The sequence below is a fragment of the Arthrobacter sp. 9MFCol3.1 genome, from assembly GCF_000620385.1.
Lineage (GTDB): Bacteria > Actinomycetota > Actinomycetes > Actinomycetales > Micrococcaceae > Arthrobacter.
In genome coordinates this window covers 48172-66722 of the sequence record NZ_JIBJ01000009.1, presented here as the reverse complement: position 1 = coordinate 66722, position 18551 = coordinate 48172, and the positions used below count along the sequence as shown (strand labels likewise).

13 protein-coding genes are annotated in these 18551 nt (G+C 69.1%); 5 read left to right on the top strand and 8 right to left on the bottom strand.

The features are described 5' to 3' along the window. Window positions 1-220: 220 nt before the first annotated feature. The 4 genes from infB to rimP form a co-directional block, all read right to left on the bottom strand. Window positions 221-3121 (bottom strand): translation initiation factor IF-2, encoded by a 2901-nt coding sequence (gene infB / locus C560_RS0111295; RefSeq protein ID WP_026538287.1) that lies wholly within the window; start codon window positions 3119-3121, stop codon window positions 221-223. Between the two features lie 152 nt (window positions 3122-3273). Continuing rightward, window positions 3274-3729: a YlxR family protein gene (locus C560_RS0111290; protein ID WP_081801684.1), complete on the bottom strand. Its 456-nt coding sequence runs from the start codon at window positions 3727-3729 to the stop codon at window positions 3274-3276. Window positions 3730-3871: 142 nt separating this feature from the next. Then, window positions 3872-4852 carry a transcription termination factor NusA gene (nusA, locus tag C560_RS0111285; RefSeq protein WP_018774503.1) on the bottom strand — a complete coding sequence of 327 codons (981 nt, stop codon included), beginning with the start codon at window positions 4850-4852 and terminating at the stop codon, window positions 3872-3874. Then, the gene (gene rimP, locus C560_RS0111280) at window positions 4852-5469 is read right to left on the bottom strand and encodes a ribosome maturation factor RimP (RefSeq protein ID WP_018774504.1); all 618 of its coding nucleotides are present in this window, start codon (window positions 5467-5469) and stop codon (window positions 4852-4854) included. Before rimP ends, nusA begins: the two co-directional genes overlap by 1 nt. Before the next feature lie 105 nt (window positions 5470-5574). Between rimP and C560_RS0111275 the strand changes: the two genes are divergently transcribed. From C560_RS0111275 to fdhF, 5 genes are all read left to right on the top strand, one after another. Further along, window positions 5575-6756: a ferritin-like domain-containing protein gene (locus C560_RS0111275; protein ID WP_197026143.1), complete on the top strand. Its 1182-nt coding sequence runs from the start codon at window positions 5575-5577 to the stop codon at window positions 6754-6756. Window positions 6757-6835: 79 nt separating this feature from the next. Continuing rightward, entirely contained in the window at window positions 6836-7564 is a 729-nt protein-coding gene (locus tag C560_RS0111270) for a VIT1/CCC1 transporter family protein (protein WP_018774506.1), read from the top strand. 68 nt (window positions 7565-7632) lie between these two features. Continuing rightward, complete coding sequence (locus C560_RS0111265) at window positions 7633-8721, top strand: aminoglycoside phosphotransferase family protein (RefSeq protein ID WP_026538284.1); 1089 nt, start codon at window positions 7633-7635, stop codon at window positions 8719-8721. Between the two features lie 84 nt (window positions 8722-8805). Beyond that, window positions 8806-10506: an NAD(P)H-dependent oxidoreductase subunit E gene (locus C560_RS0111260; protein ID WP_026538283.1), complete on the top strand. Its 1701-nt coding sequence runs from the start codon at window positions 8806-8808 to the stop codon at window positions 10504-10506. Further along, the gene (gene fdhF, locus C560_RS0111255) at window positions 10494-13169 is read left to right on the top strand and encodes a formate dehydrogenase subunit alpha (RefSeq protein ID WP_197026142.1); all 2676 of its coding nucleotides are present in this window, start codon (window positions 10494-10496) and stop codon (window positions 13167-13169) included. Before C560_RS0111260 ends, fdhF begins: the two co-directional genes overlap by 13 nt. Before the next feature lie 17 nt (window positions 13170-13186). Here fdhF and C560_RS0111250 read toward each other — a convergent pair whose 3' ends face one another. From C560_RS0111250 to C560_RS0111235, 4 genes are all read right to left on the bottom strand, one after another. Next, entirely contained in the window at window positions 13187-14599 is a 1413-nt protein-coding gene (locus C560_RS0111250; RefSeq protein WP_026538281.1) for a pyridoxal phosphate-dependent decarboxylase family protein, read from the bottom strand. A 66-nt stretch (window positions 14600-14665) separates the two neighbouring features. Continuing rightward, window positions 14666-15460 (bottom strand): sulfite exporter TauE/SafE family protein, encoded by a 795-nt coding sequence (locus C560_RS0111245; protein ID WP_026538280.1) that lies wholly within the window; start codon window positions 15458-15460, stop codon window positions 14666-14668. Window positions 15461-15489: 29 nt separating this feature from the next. Further along, on the bottom strand, window positions 15490-17301 hold the full coding sequence (locus C560_RS0111240; protein ID WP_026538279.1) for a proline--tRNA ligase: 1812 nt from the start codon (window positions 17299-17301) through the stop codon (window positions 15490-15492). A gap of 446 nt (window positions 17302-17747) precedes the next feature. Further along, window positions 17748-18518 carry a hypothetical protein gene (locus C560_RS0111235; protein ID WP_026538278.1) on the bottom strand — a complete coding sequence of 257 codons (771 nt, stop codon included), beginning with the start codon at window positions 18516-18518 and terminating at the stop codon, window positions 17748-17750. Between the last annotated feature and the right edge of the window lie 33 nt (window positions 18519-18551).

The window sequence follows — 18551 nt, the reverse complement described above, 5'->3', positions numbered from 1 at the left end:
GATGTACGACGGCGCCTGTTAGGCGGGGTCGCTCGTTTCAGTTTTCTGCCACGCACTACGGTGAGTCAACGACGGACTCCCGTTGGAATTTTTTCGGCGGCCTGGGAGTGGCATCGGGCCTGCCGAAGCTGGGCGGCAATGGATCGCAGATCCATTGCCGCCCAGCTTAGGGGCGGGGCCGCCGGAAAAATTCCGACGGCCCCACCCGCGAAGCTACACGTTAGACGCGCGGCTTCTCGCGCATCTCGAAGGTCTCGATGATGTCGCCTTCGGTGATGTCGTTGAACGAGCCAAGACCGATACCACACTCGAAGTCCGTGCGGACCTCGGTGGCGTCGTCCTTGAAGCGCTTGAGCGTCTCAACGGTGAGGTTGTCACCGATGATCTTGCCGTCGCGGCTGATGCGGGCCTTGGCGTTGCGCCGGATGACACCGGAGCGGACGATCGAGCCTGCAATGTTGCCGAACTTGGAGGAACGGAACACTTCGCGGACCTCGGCGGTGCCAAGCTGGACCTCTTCGTACTCCGGCTTGAGCATGCCCTTGAGGGCTGCCTCAATGTCATCGATTGCAGCGTAGATGACGGAGTAGAAGCGCATGTCCACGCCTTCGCGGTCTGCCAGTTCGGCAACACGCTCGGCGGGCTTGACGTTGAAGCCGATGATGACGGCGCTGTCGACCGTTGCCAGGTTGACGTCGTTCTGCGTGATCGCACCGACACCGCGGTGGATGACGCGGAGCTGGACACCCTCGCCGACGTCGATCTTGAGCAGCGCGTCTTCGAGGGCTTCCACGGCACCGGACACGTCACCCTTGAGGATGAGGTTGAGGGTGTCGATCTTGCCATCGGCGACGGCCTGGTCGAAGTCTTCCAGGCTGATGCGCTTGCGGCGCTTGGCCAGGGCGGCGTTGCGGTCGGCGGCTTCACGCTTCTCGGCGATCTGGCGGGCGGTGCGCTCGTCAGCGGTCACGAAGAAGGTGTCACCGGCGCGCGGGACGTTGGACAGACCCAGGACCTGCACGGGGCGGGACGGGCCGGCCTCGGTCAGGGCGCTGCCGTCGTCGTCGAACATCGCACGGACGCGGCCGTGGGCCGTGCCTGCCACGATGGTGTCGCCGACGTGCAGGGTACCGGACTGAACCAGGACGGTGGCCACGGAACCGCGGCCCTTATCCAGGTTGGCTTCAATCGCGATGCCGCGGGCGTCCTTGTTCGGGTTGGCGCGCATGTCCAGGGCAGCGTCTGCGGTGAGCAGAACGGCGCCGAGGAGCTCGTCGATGTTCAGGTTCTGGCGGGCAGAGACCTCCACGAACATGGTGTCGCCACCGTATTCTTCCGGAACCAGGCCGTACTCGGTCAGCTGGCCGCGGACCTTGTCCGGGTTGGCGCCTTCCTTGTCGATCTTGTTCACGGCCACGACGATCGGCACGTTGGCCGCCTGGGCGTGGTTGAGGGCTTCAACGGTCTGCGGCATGACGCCGTCGTCCGCTGCGACCACCAGGATGGCGATATCGGTGACCTTCGCACCACGGGCACGCATGGCGGTGAACGCCTCGTGGCCCGGAGTATCGATGAAGGTGATCTTCCGATCGATGCCTTCATGGGCGTGGGTGACCTGGTAGGCACCGATGTGCTGCGTGATGCCGCCGTGCTCGCCCGCCATAACGTCGGACTTGCGGATGGCATCGAGCAGACGGGTCTTACCGTGGTCAACGTGACCCATGACGGTGACAACCGGAGGACGTGCCTCGAGGTCTTCGTCGCCTTCGGCTTCCAGTTCGGCGTCGAAGTCGATGTCGAAGGTGGAGAGCAGCTCGCGCTCCTCGTCCTCCGGGGACACAACCTGAAGCTTGTAGCCAAGCTCCTCGCCGAGCAGGGCGAAGGTCTCTTCATCCAGCGACTGCGTGGCCGTGGCCATTTCGCCGAGGTGGAAGAGGACCGTCACCAGTGCTGCCGGGTTTGCCTCGATCTTGTCGGCGAAGTCCGTGATGGACGAGCCACGGCGGAGCCGGACTACGGTGTTGCCGTCGCCGCGGGGTACGCTCACGCCACCCAGCGACGGAGCACTCATCTGCTCCAGTTCCTGACGCTTGGCACGCTTCGACTTGCGCTGCTTGCCACGGCCTGCGCCGCCCTTACCGAAGGCGCCCTGGGTGCCGCCGCGACCGCGACCGCCCTTACCAAAGCCGCCACCGGCCGGAGCGCCGCCACCGGCACCGGGAGCACCGGTACCCGGAGCGCCACCCGGACGGCCCGGACCACGGCCGCCGCCGGGACGGCCGGCACCAGCGGGTGCGGGACGTTCGGTGCGGTTAGGCATCATGCCCGGAGTCGGGCGGTTGCCGCCGGCTCCTGCCGGACGGCCAGCGCCGGGAGCGCCGGCCGGACGCGGGGCGCCGGGGCGGGGACCGCCCGCGCCTGCCGCCGGACGGGGACCACCCGGACGGGGGCCGCCTGCGCCTGCTGCGGGGCGCGGACCACCGGGGCGTTCACCCTCGGTGCGGCTTCCGCCCGGACGGGGCATGCCCTGGGAAGGAGCGAACGGGTTGTTGCCCGGACGCGAGGGACGTTCGTTGTCGCCGCCGCGGCCGCGGGGCATGCCCTGGGACGTGGCGAACGGGTTGTTGCCGGGACGGGGACCGCCCGGACGCGGTGCAGAGCCGCCCTGGCGTGCCGGAGCAGCCGGGGTTTCAGCCTTGGGAGCCGGACGCGCGCCGGGCTTGACGCCCGTCGAGGGTGCGGCCGGGGCCTGGGCAGCGGGGGCTGCCGGAGCCTGGGCGGCGGGGGCTGCCGGTGCGGCGGGCGCGGCGGCAGGTGCCGCAGCGGCCGGAGCCGGAGCTTCAGCCTTGGGTTCTGCAGCCTTGGGCGCAGCGGGGCCAGGCGCAGGCGCCGGACGGGTCGCTGCCGGGCTGGCAGATGCCTGGGGGACGGACGCCGGAGCTTCGGACTTCGAAGCTGCGGGGGCGTCGGGGAAAGCGTTGCGCAGTTTCCGCACAACGGGAGCCTCGATTGTTGACGAGGCGGAGCGAACGAATTCGCCCAGTTCCTGCAGTTTGGTTACTGCATCTTTGGAAGTAATACCGAGCTCTTTAGCAAGCTCATGTACGCGGACCTTGGCCACATTTCTCCTGTCTCGGTCCGCACCGAGCCAGGCACGAACCGTCTACTTCTTACTGCGGGCCTCCGCCGCGAATGCAGCTGAAAGGCCCATTGCAGAGCGCAACAAAGTTGTCATCGTTGCGCACTCATCGCTGGGAACTCATCGGGTTTCCATCAGTTTTCTGACCCGCTTTCAGGTTGGACGGTTGTTGCTGTGGCCACCGGGGTGCCCACGGCTTCCGTGCCGGCAGCGATCCGGCGTTCAACGTCGGCTGTACCGGCTGCGCCGTTGAGGGCGCGGCCGAACGCTCGGCGTTTGACCGCCAGTGCCAGGCACTTTTCGCTGGGGTGCAGCCATGCTCCCCGGCCAGCCATCCGGCGTCGTTCATCGACCACGACGGCGGACGAACCACCGGCGCCGGCGACGAGCCGGAGTAACTCCGACCGCGACCCTTTTTGTCGGCATCCGATGCAGGTGCGCTGCGGCTGATTCCCGAGGTGTTGCACATGTGCCACGTTCGAGTATCTTCCTGCCAGTTCAACTGCTTGGTGAATCACTGCGTCCCTGGAATCCGGGAAAAACCCAGACGCGCCAAAGACACACGGATACCGGCCGTTAGGCGCGGTCATGTCTATTCTAGCCCCTCCGGAGCCCGGGTCCCGAACCCAGGCGTGCCGGTCAGCTTGGAAATCACGGCTAACCCGTGAGAGCGCATACAAGCTGCGGGCCGCGACAGCGGCCCGCAGCTTGTCAGTGCGCGGGTGCTCCGCGCTATTTGCCGGTGTTGACGGCGGCGTCGGAAACGATGTCGATTCGCCACCCCGTGAGTTTGGCGGCGAGACGGGCGTTCTGGCCCTCTTTGCCGATGGCGAGCGAGAGCTGGTAGTCGGGAACGACCACCCGTGCCGAACGCGTCGCCTCGTCGGTGATCGTGACCGAATTCACGCGCGACGGCGAGAGGGCGCTGGCGATGAAGGTTGCCGGATCGTCGTTGTAGTCAACGATGTCGATCTTTTCGTCGTTCAGTTCGGTCATGACCGCCCGGACGCGCGAACCCATTTCACCGATGCAGGCACCCTTGGCGTTCACGCCGGGGGTGTTTGCCTTCACGGCGATCTTGGTGCGGTGGCCGGCTTCGCGGGCAAGCGCCACGATTTCGACCGAACGGTCCGCGATCTCGGGAACTTCGAGTTCGAAGAGCTTCCGGACGAGCCCGGGGTGGGAGCGGGACAGCGTGATGGACGGGCCCTTGGTGCCGCGGTGGACGTCGATCACGAAGGCGCGCAGCCGGTTGCCGTGGATGTACTTCTCGCCGGGAACCTGCTCGGGCGGCGGCAGCAGTGCCTCCACCGTGCCCAGGTTCACCTGGATCATGTGCGGGTTGTTGCCCTGCTGGATGGTGCCGGCGACGAGTTCGCCTTCACGGCCCTTGAACTGGCCCAGGACGTTGTCGTCCTCAGCGTCCCGGAGGCGCTGCAGGATGATCTGCCGTGCGGTGCTCGCCGCGATGCGTCCGAAGCCTGCGGGGGTGTCCTCGAACTCGCCGATCGGGGCGCCGTCGTCGTCGATCTCGGTGGCCCAGATGGTCACGTGGCCGCTCTTGCGGTCGAGCTCGGCCCGGGCCTTTTCGAAGGCGCCGGGGGTCTTGTGGTAGGCCACCAGCAGTGCCTGCTCGATTGTTGGAATCAGGAGATCCAGCGGGATTTCACGCTCACGCTCCAGGAGTCTCAGTGCGCTCATGTCAATATCCATCAGGCCTCCTCAGAAGGTCCATTGTTTGCTTTTTCCAGGCCGGCCTCTTCGAGGTGGCTGAACTCTATCTCGACTTTTCCGCTGCGGATCCTGTCGAAAGGAAGCTTGACGGGCTCACCCTGTTTGGGCTTCATGCCCTTCTTGACGGCAATTTCCGGGACGATGGTGACTCCGCCGTCGTCCACGGACTGGACCCTTCCGGTGACGTTGTCGCCCTGGATCACGTTCACGTTGACCATCCGCCCGCGGGCGCGGTGCCAGTGCCGCTCCTCGGTCAGCGGACGGCCGACGCCGGGTGATGAGACTTCGAGCTCATAAGGGCGCGCGTCCATGCTGGGATCGTTGTCCAGGGTGTCCGAGAGGGTCTTGGAGATCTCGGCAATGACGTCGAGCCCGACGCCCCCGGTCTCCTCCTGCGGCAGGTCCACCACTACGTGGACCACCCGGTTGGCGCCGGCGACATGGATGGATACGTCCTCCAGGTACAGCCGGTTCGCCAGCACTGCGGGTTCCAGGAGTGCGTGAAGGCGCTCGGCCTCGACATTTTGAACGGTTGCGGCTTCAGCCTTACCCGTCCCGGTCCGGTCTGTTGAAGTCGTGGCTTCTGCGTTGGTCATGATGCCGGCCGCCTCCCGCTAGATGATGTTGTGTGTACTAGCCTAGCGATTTTCCGGGCGGCGTGGTGCACGCAGTTCCGGGCCGGCATGACAACATGGTCTGTTGTGAAAGACGACACCAGGGAAAAGCGATGGCAGGATCACTTTCCCCGGTCGCTCCCCCGCTACGTGCTGATGGCGTGCCTCGCCCTGGTGGTGGTGAGCCTGGGGGTGGTCCTGACGCCGGCCAGGCCGCCGGAACCTGCGGAGCCGCCCTTTTCCGAGCAGGCGCGCGCCGCCGCATTGGCCGAAACCCGGCAGCTGCTGGACGCCGGCGGCCAGCTGGGCACCGCGGCCCGGAACGGCTCCAAAGACAACTCGGCGGAGAGCGCGGATGACCGTTCCGCCGCTGCCGGGAATCCCGCCGTCGAGCGGACTGTGACCTTGCTGACACTTCAGGCGCAAGCGCTGCTGGCGCCGGGCGAAAGTCCTGCAGACGCGGCCAGCGCAGCTTCCGCCTCCGGCGGGGCAACGTCCCCTGCAACGTCCCCGGCAACCTCCTCCGCCGCATCACGGCCGGCGACCGCCGCCGGGCTGGTGTTGGCTCTGGCGGACAGTGGCCGCCAGCGCCTCGCGGACGCTGCCAAGGCCGACGGCGGCATGGCACGGCTGCTGGCCGCCGTCGGCACCGCGCAGCTGCTGCAGGCGTCCGCCCTCGCCGCCGAAACCGGAACGGCGGCCCCGGCGGCCGACGTGACCCCGCCACAGCTGTCCGGCACCTGCCCGTCGCCGTCCGCGTCCCCGGCGGTGCCGGCCGCTGGGGAGTCCGCAGCAGAGCCGTCTGCGGCCGCGGCCAGCCTCAGTGGTGCCCTGGCGGCCACTGTCCGGACCGAAGCGCAGACCATCTACGGCTATCAGGTGGCGCTGACCCGGCTGGGCGGCGACGCGGCGAAATCCGCGGCCGAGGAACTCGCCCGCCACGACGCACTCCTCGACGGCGCGGAATCCCTTAGCCGGCTGCACTGTTCCGCGGTGCCGCCACGCGAGGCGGGCTACGCGCTGGGCCCGTCCTTCCTGGCCTCCCCCGCCGACGGCCTCGCCGGCCTCGAAGCCGCCGCGCTGCCGGTCTATGGCGACCTCGTGGCGCTGAGCGAGGGCGGGACCCGGCAGTGGGCCATTGCGGCCCTGTTCGGGTCCGCGAAGCGGGCGGTGCGGTGGGGTGCGGATCCCGGCGCCCTGCCGGGCCTGGAAAGTGCGTCGATGCCAACGCAGCCGGCCGCCGAAACGCCGTCGCAGCCCGCAGGCTGAACGCCCGAGAAAGCCTCGGCTAATTTTGGTAAGCCTTGGAATACTGGCGAGGCCCCGGACCGGGTGGTTTGCTGTAGGCATGGACACGACCGGCCCCGCAACCCTTCATGAGAACGAGCCCCACCACAACGACCTCGCGCACCGCCTCAACTGGCTCCGCGCGGGCGTCCTGGGGGCCAACGACGGCATCGTCTCCGTCGCCGCGATCGTCGTCGGCGTCGCGGGCGCCACCACCGACACCGGGGCAATCCTGCTTGCGGGCGCCGCGGGGGTGGTGGGCGGCGCCATTTCGATGTCACTCGGTGAATATGTCTCCGTCAGCAGCCAGAAGGACAGCCAGCATGCCTTGATCGAGAAGGAACGCCGCGAACTGCAGGAACAGCCGGAGGAAGAGCTCGAGGAACTCGCGGCGATCTACCAGGGCAAGGGCCTCAGCCCCGCGACGGCACGGACGGTGGCCAAGGAACTGACGGCCCACGATGCCCTCGGCGCCCACCTCTCTGCCGAACTCAACATTGACGAGACCGACATCGTGAGTCCATGGCACGCGGCGTTCGCTTCCGCCCTCGCGTTCCTCATCGGCGCGATCCTGCCCATGCTGGCCATCCTGCTGCCGCCGGAAAACATCAGGATCCCCCTGACGTTCGTGGCCGTGCTCGTGGCCTTGGCGGCCACCGGGGCCGTGGGCGCGTGGATTGGCGGCGGCTCAAAGCTCAAGGCAGCCATCCGCGTGGTGATCGGCGGCGCCGCGGCGCTGGTGGCCACGTTCGCGATCGGCAGCGCCCTCGGAGCGAGCGGCATCGTCTAACGGCTCCCGCGGCCAACCAGGAGCCCGCCAACGCGGCGGCATCCGTTCGGGGACCTACGATAGGTCCCGTGAGCCCGATCCCAGACGTCCCCATCCCGCACGATCTCTCCCGCCGCTACGCCCGGACCCCTGCGGGACGCGCCTGGCTGGCGTCACTTCCTGGCCTGATCGGACAGTTTCTCGATCAGTGGGACCTGGACCCGGACCTGGAACCGGGCGCCCTTCCCTGGAACGGTCACGGCGGCGTCGTCATCCCCGTGCGGCGCCGGGACGGGGACGGGTCCCCCGGCAAGGGCGATCCAGCGGTCCTGAAGCTGGCGTTTCCGCACGAGGAGGCGACCCGCGAACACCACGCCCTCGCCCTGTGGGGAGGCCAAGGCGCCGTCAGGCTGCTGGCCGCCGACGCCGGTTCCTGCGCCCTGCTCCTGGAGCGCCTGGACGCCTGCCGTTCCCTCCTGGATGTCCCGCTGGACACGGCGGTGACGGCGTGGGGCGGCGTGGTCCGCCAGCTCAGCGTGGTCCCGGACGGCCGGCCGGAGTGGCTGGAAATCGACCACGTGGCGGCACGGGCCGAACGGTGGAGCGATGAATTCCCAGAGGCGTGGGAGCAACTGGGGCGGCCGTTCCCGCGATGGTTGCTCGAAGCGGCGCTGGAGGTCTGCCAGACCCGCGGCGCCGTGGGCCGGCGGTCCGGCAAAGACGTCCTGGTCCACGCGGACCTGCACTACCTGAACGTCCTGGCCCGTCCCGGCGTGCCGGATCCGGGAACCCGGAAGGAAACACCGGCGCCGCTGGAGTACGCTGCGATTGATCCCCAGCCCATGATCGGGGAGGCGGAGTTCGCGGTGGCCCCGGTGCTGTGGAACAGGCTCCGGGAACTGCCGCAGCGGGATCCCGGGCGGGCCCTGCTCGCGCGGTGCGGGGATTTCAGTGCCGCAGCCGGTCTCGACGCCGAGGCCGCCCGGCAGTGGAGCCTGGCGCGCGAGGTGGAGAACGCCCTCTGGTATGCCTCGCAGCGCCACCATGACGGCGATCTGGCCCGATCGCTGTGGGTGGCGAGCACGCTGGCGGGCCGGACGCTTCCCGGCCTGCCAGCCCCGCAGGAGCTGCCCGATCCGGGCCAGGACATGGCCCACTGGGCGGCGGACCAGCGCTAGCCGCAGCCGGCTCCGTCAGCACTTGGCGATCCGGGGACTTTTGGCTCTTACCCGACCGGGGGTGCCGGGGAGAAGGCTGGACACATGCACGAACCCCGTGGCGGGCGCTCAGCCGCCGAACCTGCTGGGCACGAGGGCCGGCACAATGACGATCCTTTCCTCCGGTATGCCGCCCGCTTCGAGCGGCCCATCGTGGACATCAAGAATCTGCTCCGCGGCTCCGTTACCTCCCCGGCCGAGATCGCCCGTGCGATCGGCTTGCCCGCCGCAGCGGCCGAGGGACCGGCATCGTTTTTCGCCGACTTCTCCGCGCCGCGCGGAACCCGGCACATTAGGGCCTGCGGTGCAGCCGCCTGCTTCGCGGCGTCCGGCGGCAGGCACATGGCGGAAGTGGAGGCGGCGCTGGGCGTGGAGGCGGGAAGCCGAAGCGCGGACGGCGCCGTGTCGCTCCAGGAAGTGCGCTGCCTGGGCTACTGCTTCGGCGGACCGGCAGCCCTCGACGGCGAGGACGCGTGTGCAGGGGCCGATCTGGCGGCCCAATTGGAGGGGTCGTCACCGCGGAAGGCTCCGCCCATCCCGGTGTCCTGCGACAGTGCGTTCCCCGTGGTGACCGCCGGACTGCTGGAAGCCTCTACGCCGTGGTCGGCCTGGCCCGGCGTCGTCGCCGCAGCAACACCTGCAGATGTCCTCGGCCAGGTCGAATCCGCCCAGCTGGTGGGGCGGGGCGGAGCCGGTTTCCGCGTCGCCGCCAAATGGCGGGCCGCACTGGACCACCCTGCACCGCGCGTGGTGGTGGCCAACGGTGATGAGGGCGACCCCGGTTCCTTTGCGGACCGCTTGCTCATGGAACAGGACCCGCACCGTGTGCTCGAAGGCCTCGCCCTGGCATGCTTCGCTGTCCGCGCGGAAACCGGCGTCGTGTTTGTCCGCTCAGAGTATCCCCACGCCGTCGCCCGCCTGCAGGAAGCGCTGCTTGAGGCACGCGCTGCCGGGCACATCGGCCCGGACGCGGGAGGCAGCGGATTCAACCTGGAGATCCACGTAGCTGTTGGCGCGGGCTCGTATGTGTCCGGCGAGGAAACGGCCCTGTTGAACGGGCTCGAAGGCCTGCGCGGCGTCGTGCGGCCCCGGCCGCCGTTCCCCACCGCACGGGGGCTCCACGGACGGCCCACTGTGGTCAACAACGTGGAAACACTCAGTGCGGTGCCGTGGATAGTGCAGCACGGCGGAGCCGCATACGCGGCGATGGGGACCTCGGACGAGGCCGGCACGGTAATCGCCTGCCTGTCCGAACGGTTCCTCCGGCCCGGCGCCTACGAGGTGGAGATCGGCACGCCGGTCCGGCGGATCGTGGAAGATCTCGGCGGCGGGCTTCGGGACGGAGCAGCGTTGCGTGCCCTGCAAATCGGCGGCCCCCTGGGTGGCTTCCTCGGCCCCGCCGACCTGGACGTGCCCCTGAGCGATGCCGCCCTCACCAGCCGGGGAGCGGCCCTCGGCCACGCAGGGATCGTCGCCTTCGATGAACGGCTCTCGGGCGAGCAGGTGCTGCGGAACCTGTGGGACTTTGCGGCGGCGGAGAGCTGCGGGCAATGCTCGCCCTGCCGGGTGGGGACATGGCGCGGCCGGGCCCTGTCGGAGCGGCCTGACGGGCCGGAGATCCGCCGGGAACGCGGCGAGGTGCTGCGCACGATGGCGGCGGGCAGCCTGTGCGCTTTCGGCCGCCGGGTGCCGGCCGCGGTGTTAAGCCTCGCCCGCGTCTACGGCCTGGACGGATGGCCGTCGTGAGACTCGTTGTCGACGGCCGACTGGTCGAGGTCGCGGCCGGAGCCACGCTGCTCGATGCTGTGCGGGCGGCCGGCCTGGCCCTCCCGACGTTGTGCCACGATGACCGGCTCACCACCGTGGCCTCGTGCCGTACGTGCCTGGTCGACGTCACTGGCCGGGGCCCGGCCGCCGCCTGCAGCACCCCGGCGGAGGACGGCTTGCGCGTCGCCGTCGAGGCGTCCCGGGCGTTGCGGCGGGATGCCCTGCGGGCCATCGTCGCGGGGCTGCCGCCGCGGGCGCTGGATGTCCCGGCCGACCGCAGCGAACTGGCCCGGCAATGTGCCGACTACGGGGTGACAGCCGCGTCTGGTGCCGTCACGCCGCCGGAGCGCGGACTTGACCACTCCCACCCGTACGTCAAGCTTGACCGCGATCTCTGTATTGCCTGCGGGCGGTGTGTCCGCGCCTGCGCGGAGATCCAGGGCACGTTCGCCCTGACCCTCACGGGCCGCGGAGCCGGCACGGTGGTGGCGCCGGGCACCGGTGGTCCCTGGGCGGAGTCCGACTGTGTCTCGTGCGGGGCGTGCGTGGATACGTGTCCCACCGGCGCCCTGTCCGAGCCCGGGCTGCTCAACATGCTGCCGATCGAACGGCAGACCCGGACCACCTGCGGGTACTGTGGCGTCGGCTGCAGCCTGGAGGTCTCCACCCGTGACAACGTGATCATGACCGTCCGGCCCGCCGGTGAGGGCTCAGTGAATCGCGGCCACGCGTGTGTCAAGGGACGGTTCGCCCACGGGTTCCTGGGTTCAGCAGAGCGTCTGACAACCCCGCTGATCCGCAGGAACGGAACCCTGGCGCCCGCGTCGTGGGAGGCCGCCACGGGTTACGTGGCCGCCAGGCTTGCCGGGATCCGGGACACGGACCCGGGCGGATTCGCCGTCATCTCCTCGGCCCGGGCCACCAACGAGGAAAACTATCTGGCCCAGAAATTCGCCCGGGCCGTCATGGGGACAAACAACGTGGACAACTGCGCCCGGCTCTGCCACGCCCCCTCGGCAGCCGGCCTGGCCGCCACGTTTGGCCTGGGCGGCGGCACGAATGCATTCGATGACCTCGACCGGTGCGACGTGATCCTCCTGGTTGGCGCGAATCCGACGGCGGCGCACCCCGTCGTCGGCTCACGGATCTTCCAGCGGGTCATGGATGGCGCCCGCCTGGTGGTGGTGGATCCCCGGCGCACCTTCCTGGCCCGGCACGCCGACGTCCACCTTCGGCCCCGGCCGGGAACCAACGTGGCCGTGTTCAACGGCCTGGCCCACCTCCTGGTCCGCGAGGGGCTCGTGGACACCGCCTTCCTTGAAACCCACACCAGCGGCCACGACGAGCTGCTCGGGTTGCTTGAGGACTACCCGCCGGAACGCGTGGCCGAAATCTCCGGTGTCCCGGCGCGCGACCTCGTGCGCGCCGCCGTGATGTACGGGCAGGCACTGATCCCGGCAATCTTCTACGGACTCGGGGTGACCGAACACCGGCACGGCACTGACGGTGTCCGGACCCTGTCCAACCTGGCACTCCTCCGTGGCGCTGTGGGGCCGGGTGACGGCGGTGGGGTGAACCCGCTGCGCGGGCAAAACAACGTCCAGGGTGCGTCTGACATGGGCGCTCTGCCCGACCTGCTGCCCGGCTACCAGAAGGTCATGGACCCGGCAGCGCGGACCCGCTGCGCCGAGACCTGGCAGGCCGATGTGCCGCCGCGGCCAGGGCTTCGGATCCCGCAGATGTTCGCTGCCGCCCGGGACGGGGCGTTGCAGGCGCTGTGGGTGATCGGGGAGGACGTGCTCGCCACCGATCCTGACAGCGCTTCGGTGCGGGCCGCCCTGGAAACCTGCCCGCTGGTGATCTGCAACGATCTGTTCCTCTCCCCCACGGCCGCTGCAGCGGACGTCGTCTTTCCCGTGGCCGCCTGGCTCGAGAAGGACGGCACGTTCGTCAACTTCGACCGGCGCTTCCAGCGGGTCAGGGCCGCGGTGGCGCCCCCGGCCGGCGTCCGCACGGACTTCGCGGTGCTGCACGCCGTCGCGGCCGGCATGGGGGCGGACCTTGGATGCCCCACACCGGAGGAGGCCATGGCGGAGTGCGCCAGCCTGGCGCCGCTGTTCGGCGGAATATCCCACGCACGCCTGGACCGGGACGGCCCGCTGCACTGGCCGTGTGGGTCCGCCGCTTCCCCCGGAACACCACGGCTCTATCAGGACCGGTTCGCCACCCCGGACGGCCTGGCACACCTGGCCGCGCGTCCGTACCTGCCGCCGGGCGAGCAGTGCGACGCGGCGTATCCGTACCTGCTCGTCACCGGGCGCCGGGCGGAGCACTACAACTCCGGCAGCATGACCCGCCGGACCGACAACCTGGTCCTGCTCACCGACGAAACGATCGACGTCGAGCCCGGGGACGCGGCGGCGCTGGGACTGAAAGACGGCGATACTGTCCGGCTGGACAGCCGGCATGGCATGGCGGTCCTGAGGCTCAAGATCACGGACGATGTGGAACCCGGTCAGGTCTTCGCGGGCTTCCACTTCCCCGGCGCAACAGTCAACAGCCTCACCTCCGCCGTGGAGGACGAGGTAACGGGGTGCCCTGAATACAAGGTGACCGCGGTCCGTATCTCCGCGCACGCGTAACCGGACAACGCCCGCAGTCAGCCCCGCACGGCCGCCAAGGCGTCGCGGACGGCGTCGACGGCGACGCTGACATCGGCGTCGTCCGTGCTCCAGTTGCTCACCGAGATCCGCAGGATGTCGCGGTCCTGCCAGCGTGACCCGGACATCCAGACCCGGCCATCGCCCATGATCGTCTCCGTCACGGCGCGGGTCACGGCGTCGTCGCCGAACGCCAGGGACACCTGGGTGTAGTCGACGTCGTTGAGCACCTCGACGCCGTCCAGCGCGGCGAGCTGCTCGGCCAGCTGCGCGGCACGGTGCACGAGCGTGCGGACCTGGCCGGCGACGCCGTCGCGGCCCAGGGATTTCAGCGCCGCCCAGACCGGCACGCCGCGTGCCCGGCGGGAGAGTTCGGGCACTCTTTCGGACGGGTCCCCGGCCCCGTCCGCGGCCTGGATCAGGTAGCTGGCGTGCAGCCCCATCGCCGAGCGCAGCGCCTGGGCGTCGCGCACGATCACGATCCCGCAGTCGTAGGGGACGTTGAGGGTCTTGTGCGCATCCGTTCCCCACGAATCGGCCAGGCCGAGTCCCGCGGTCAGGGCGGACAGTTCGGGCACCGCGGCCGCCCAGAGCCCGAACGCCCCGTCCACGTGCACCCAGGCGCCGTGCGCCTTCGCGACGGCGATGGCCTCGGCGAAGGGGTCGAAGGCACCCGAATGCAGGTTGCCGGCCTGCAGGCACACGAGGGCCGGGGCGGGGCGGCCGCCCTCCCCCGCGCTGAGCGCAAGGTCCAGGGCGCAGTCCAGCTCGGCCGGGATGATGCGCCCCTGGCGGTCGGAGGGCACCACGGTGGGATGCCCGAGGCCCAGATAGCGCAGGCCGAGGTCTATGGTTTCGTGGCGCTCCTGGCCCACGAAGCAGCGGATCCGGGGCGCGCCGGCGAGGCCGTCGCCGTCGAGGTCCCAGCCGGCATCGGCCATGAGCCGCCAGCGGGCGGCGGCGAGTCCGGTGAAGTTGGCCATGGTGGCGCCGGTGGCAAAGCCGACGTCGGACTCCTCGGGAAGACCCAGCAGCTCAAGGATCCATTTGCCGGCGGCTTCCTCGATCGCGGCGGTGGCGGGCGTGGCGAAGCGCAGCCCCGTATTTTGGTCCCAGGCGCTGAGCAGCCAGTCCGCCGCCAGGGCGGCCGGCAGTGTGCCGCCGATGACCCAGCCGAAGAACCGCCCGGACGGCATGGCCATTAGCCCAGGTTCGGCCTTGGCCGCGAGATAGTCCACCACCTCTGCGGCCGGCATCCCCGATTGGGGCAGCGGGCCGCCGAAGTCCGCCGCGAGCCCGGCCGCCGTGGCCTGCGGCCCGATCCGGCGTGTTCCCTGGCTCTCGAGCCACCGGCGTGCGTGCCCGGCCGCGGCCTCGAGGGCATCCCGGTAGCGTTCCTCACTTGCCGACATAGCTGCATGCTACGCCCGCCACCAGCGGACTGGGAGTCCCCTGCAGGTGCTGCGGGATCAGGCGGCTTAGGACAGGTTGTCCTGCCAGACGTCGGAGCCGAGCTTGATGATCAGCGCGCCCACCACCACCAGGAACACGATCCGGATGAACCTGCTCCCCTGCCGGACCGCTGTCCGGGCACCGAGGTAGCCGCCGGCCATGTTCGCCATGCCCAGCAGCAGCCCGAGCCCCCACAGCACGGCGCCGTGCGGCACGAAGAACAGCAGGGCACCGGCGTTGGTGGCCACGTTCACGATCTTGGCCTTGGCGCTGGCCTCCAGGAAGGCGTAGCCCATGGCCGAGACGAGGGCGATGATCAGGAACGAACCGGTGCCGGGACCGATCAGGCCGTCATAGAAGCCGATCACGCCGCCGATCAGACAGGCCACCACATAGTGACGGTGCCCCGCGTGGCGCAGTTTGGTCAGCTGGCCGATGCCGGGCTGGAAGGCGGTGAAAAACGCGACGGCGATCAGGGCCACCACGATGATCGGCTTGAACACGCTGGCCGGCAGGTTGGCGGCCAGCGCCGCCCCGCCGTAGCTGCCCGCCAACGCGATGGCGGCCATGGGCAGGGCTGTGCGCAGATCGGGCCGGACGCGGCGGTAGTACGTGGCCGCGCTCGTACTGGTTCCGAAGATGGAGCCCATCTTGTTCGTCGCCAGCGCCTGGACCGGGCTGATGCCCGGCACCAGGAGCATCGCCGGCAGCTGGATGAGCCCGCCGCCGCCGACGACGGCGTCCACCCAGCCCGCCGCCAGGCCGGCCACGACGATCAGGATGACAGTTCCGAGCTGGATCGACTCGAGTCCGGAGACCATTACCTAGTACGGCCGAGGACGGCGCAGCATCAGCTGTTGCGCACGGCGTTGACACAAAAGTCAACAGCCTTGTCAACGGCTACATTCTCGGCATTGCCGCTGCGGCGGTCCTTGATCTCCACGACGCCGTCCACGAGTCCGCGCCCGACGGCGAGGATGGTGGGGACGCCGACGAGTTCGGCGTCGCCGAACTTCACGCCGGGAGAAACCTTGGGGCGGTCGTCATAGATGACGTCCAGGCCAGCAGCCTCGAGCTCCAGGGACAGTTTTTCGGCGGCGGCGAAGATTTCCTCGCCGCGGCCCACGGCCACAACGTGGACGTCGGCCGGGGCGACGGCGCGCGGCCAGACCAGGCCCTTGTCGTCATGGTTGGACTCGGCCAGGGCGGCCACGGCGCGGGTGACGCCGACGCCGTAGGAGCCCATGGTCACCACCACCTGCTTGCCGTTCTGGTCCAGGACCAACAGGCCCAGGGCGGCGGCGTACTTCCGGCCCAGCTGGAAGATGTGGCCCATTTCGATGCCGCGGGCGGTTTCGAGGGGACCGGAACCGTCGGGCGCCTCGTCGCCGGCGCGCACCTCGGTGCACTCGATGACACCGTCCCAGCCGAAGTCGCGTCCGGCGACCAGGCCGAAGACGTGCTTGCCGGCCTCGTTGGCGCCGGTGACCCAGGCGGAGCCGCTGACGACGCGGGGGTCCACGAGGTAGAGCAGCTTCGCGGCGCCCTCGCTGCCCAGCAGCGGCGCGTCCAGGGACATGCCGGGGCCGAGGTAGCCCTTGACGATCAGGGGCTGCTTCTTGAGGTCGTCCTCAGTGGCGGCTTCCAGTGTGATCTCGCCGGCAATCGGCAGGAAGGACCCGATGTTCGCTTCGACGCGCTTGAGGTCGACGCCGCGGTCGCCGGGGAGGCCGATGACGACGATCTGGCGTTCGCCGGTAGGCAGCGTCACGGCGAGGACGACGTTCTTGAGCGTGTCGGCCGCGGTCCAGGGACCGCCGTCGGCCTCTGAGCGCGGAACCAGGACGTTGGCGGCGTCGACGAGAGTTTCGATGGTGGGGGTGTCCGGGGTGTCCCGGACTTCGGCGGCGGGGGCGTTGCTGAAGTCGATGTCCGCGGGGACCACGGTGGTGACGGCCTCGACGTTGGCGGCGTAGCCGCCGGCCGAGCGCACGAAGGTGTCCTCACCGATCTCGGTGGGGTGCAGGAATTCCTCGCTCTTGGACCCGCCCATGGCGCCGGCGGTGGCAGCAACCGGAATCACTTCCAAGCCGAGGCGCTCGAAGATCTTCAGGTACGCGCCGCGGTGGGCGGCGTAGCTGTCGTCCAGGCCGGCGTCGTCGACGTCGAAGGAGTAGGAATCCTTCATGATGAATTCGCGGCCGCGCAGCAGGCCCGCCCGGGGACGCGCCTCGTCGCGGTACTTGTTCTGGATCTGGTAGATGCTCAGCGGCAGGTCCTTGTACGAGGAGTACAGGTCCTTGACCAGCAGGGTGAACATTTCCTCGTGCGTGGGAGCCAGCAGGTAGTCGTTGCCCTTGCGGTCCTTGAGCCGGAAGATGCCCTCGCCGTATTCGGTCCAGCGGTTCGTGGCCTCGTAGGGTTCCTTGGGCAGCAGCGCCGGGAAGTGGACTTCCTGGGCGCCGATGGCGGTCATTTCCTCGCGGATGACCTGCTCCACCTTGCGCAGCACACTCAGCCCCAGCGGCAGCCAGGTGTAGATGCCGGGCGCGGCCCGCCGGATGTAGCCGGCGCGGACCAGGAGCCGGTGGCTGGCCACCTCGGCGTCGGCGGGATCTTCGCGCAGGGTGCGCAGGAACAGCTTGGAGAGTCGAAGGACCACAGGTGGGGTATCCGTTTCTGGGGAAGTGCGGGCAAAGCCTAAGAAAAGCATCTAGGTACTAATCTACCGTCCAGAGGGCACGCCTTTGCCGCGCCGGCCCTGTCGCGTCCAGGCTGCGGCCCCGCTGCGGTGAGGCGCGGGCGATGCACTGCACATGGAAGAGCCACGCCATAACTGATGGAAGCCCCTGGCCGTTTCCGGCTGGTCATCCCGTCATGGCGTGGCTCCGTGGCCCCAGCACCCCCAGATCTCAGGCTGCGAGCTACTTGGTGTCGTCTCCAGGCGTCGCCTTCCCCGGAATTCATACCGAGGTATAGACAGCAGGGTGTGCGCGCCTGTGCGACACGGCTAGGTAGAACCTATGTGACATGCGGCTGGGAAGCAATAGTCTTCAACCGGATATTTTCGGCATGTTGTTGCGTGTCCTCTGCGCGGCGGCAATCGGGCTACTTCCCGACGAGCGCCGCGGCCTGATCCAGTAATTTTCCGGCCCGGGAGATGGCATCGGCCTCGCTGCCGCCACCCACCGCGCTGACTGTGATGAGAACGCCGCCCTGGATCACCTGTCCGGTGATCGCGGACTGCTTCCGGCCGCCCGGCAGGGCGGTGTCTGTCCGGTACGCAACGGTGCCCGGGGTTGAGCCGAATCCGGCCAGCTTCGTCAGTTTGAGGTCCACTTTGGTGCCATTGGTCGTGAATGAAAGGGCTGAGCACTTTTTGAAGTCCTCGCCCTGGGCGAGTCCCTTCTCGAGGAGCTTGGCGTCAGCCCGGAACGCCAGAGAGACACCCGTGGAAGCTCCCGTCGCGGCATCCTGGGCCACCCCCGCCGCGACCGCTGTGCCCTCGGTCGAGGCTGCCTGAGCGCCAAGGGCCAAAGCTGCGCACTCCGCGGGTTCCACCGAGATCGATGCCAGCAAGGACTTTGCCTGTTCGACCGACTTCTTGAGGTCGGCAAGCGGCATCACCGTGAGCGGCTTGCCCTGGGCATCCTTCAACTGTGCCACGAGGGCCGTCAGTTCATCGCTCGTGTACGCCTTGGCTTGCGTCTGGGTGGGAGTAGGCGTCGTGGTCGCGCTGGGAACCGTGGTTGCGGCCTGGGCTTGGGCACTCTTGGCTGTGTCCGGCGAGCCGGCTGGGGTGCCGCATGCGGCCAAGCCCACGGCGCCCCAGGCAAGGAGCGCCGAGGCCCCGAAAATGCGCAGCACTGATGTCTTCATGTTTCCCCCAAAAAACTAGACCGGCAGCCGGCA